This window comes from Actinoplanes awajinensis subsp. mycoplanecinus, from assembly GCF_001509495.1.
Taxonomy (GTDB): Bacteria; Actinomycetota; Actinomycetes; order Mycobacteriales; family Micromonosporaceae; genus Actinoplanes; species Actinoplanes palleronii.
Genome location: NZ_LLZH01000111.1, coordinates 1 through 1165, shown reverse-complemented (window position 1 = coordinate 1165; position 1165 = coordinate 1). Strand labels below are relative to the sequence as shown.

3 protein-coding genes are annotated in these 1165 nt (G+C 69.3%); 1 reads left to right on the top strand and 2 read right to left on the bottom strand.

Annotation, left to right across the window (positions count from 1 at the left end; all coding sequences use genetic code 11):
* On the top strand, positions 1 to 432 hold a 432-nt coding region (locus ADL15_RS15055; protein ID WP_269748345.1), incomplete at its 5' end, for an ArsB/NhaD family transporter.
* Here ADL15_RS15055 and ADL15_RS15050 read toward each other — a convergent pair.
* Both ADL15_RS15050 and ADL15_RS15045 read right to left on the bottom strand, forming a co-directional pair.
* The gene (locus ADL15_RS15050; protein WP_067690249.1) at positions 429 to 872 is read right to left on the bottom strand and encodes a CBS domain-containing protein; all 444 of its coding nucleotides are present in this window, start codon (positions 870 to 872) and stop codon (positions 429 to 431) included. The two genes, ADL15_RS15055 and ADL15_RS15050, sit on opposite strands and share 4 nt — an antisense overlap.
* Before the next feature lie 19 nt (positions 873 to 891).
* A partial coding sequence (locus tag ADL15_RS15045; RefSeq protein WP_198170782.1) for a Na+/H+ antiporter NhaA occupies positions 892 to 1165 on the bottom strand: 274 nt, incomplete at its 5' end.

Below are 1165 nucleotides of genomic sequence, written 5' to 3'. Positions count from 1 at the left end.
CTGTTCGTCATGGTCGGTGGCCTGGTCGAGACCGGGGTGATCGACACCCTGGCCCGGTCGGCGACCGACGCGGTCGCGGGCAAGCTGTGGCCGGCCACCCTGCTGATGCTGTGGGCGTCGGCGGGTCTGTCGGCGATCGTCGACAACATTCCGTACGTGGCGACGATGAGCCCGATCGTCAGCGAACTGGTCAACGCCGAGGGCGGTATGGGCAAGGCTCAGGTGCTGTGGTGGGCGCTGGCGATCGGCGCTGATCTGGGCGGCAACGCCACTGCGGTCGGTGCCTCGGCGAACGTGGTGGTGCTCGGGATCGCCGAACGCGCCGGGCACCGGATCAGCTTCTGGGGTTTCACGAAGTACGGTCTGATCGTCACCGTGATCTCGGTGGCGATGGCCGTGCCGTACCTCTGGTTGAGGTTCTTCGCGTTCTAGAGCAGGAGCCGGTCGAGGAGCGCGTCCAGGGTGATCGCGCCGGTCATCACCCGGTCTTTGTCGACGACGGCGACCAGTGGCATGTTCGAGCGGGCCATCACCGAGGCGACTTCCAGCAGCGTCGCGTCGGCGTGTACCGCGGGCAGCTCGGGCCGGTTCTTCGGCAGCAGGTCGGCGACGGTGCGTTCGCCGATACCGGCCAGGATGACGTCGGCGGCGGCCTCGTCGATCACCCGGGCCAGGGCCGGATCGTCCTGACAATATGACGGCAGCGCCATCCGCAGCACCTGGGTGCCGGCCAGCACGGTCAACGGGCGGCCTTTGCCGTCGACCACGATCAGCCCGGGCAGGTCCTGCGCGGCCAGCACCCGGGCGGCCTCCCGGGCCGGCATGGCCTCGACCACGGTGCTCATCGACACTGCTACATCGGCTGCGCGCATGGCCTGACGATACGCCCGGTCAGCTCTGGTAGACGTCGGGGATGTCGTCGTGGTCGTGGTCGACCTGCTCGGCGTCGTGCAGGCGCCGGTACGTGCGATTACGGGCCCGCAGCACGACGGCCGCCAGCCCTGCCGCGATCAGCGAGCCGAGCAGGACGGCGACTTTCACCCGGTCGTCGGCGCCGCTGCCGATACCGAAGGCGAGTTCCCCGATGAGCAGCGACACGGTGAACCCGACCCCGGACAACAGCGCCAGCCCGGCCACGTCGATCCAGGCCAGGCCGGTGTCGAGT

Excerpts from the sequence above, each read along its gene's own strand:
- ADL15_RS15050 (WP_067690249.1), bottom strand. The coding sequence starts at position 872 with ATGCGCGCAGCCGATGTAGCAGTGTCGATGAGCACCGTGGTCGAGGCC.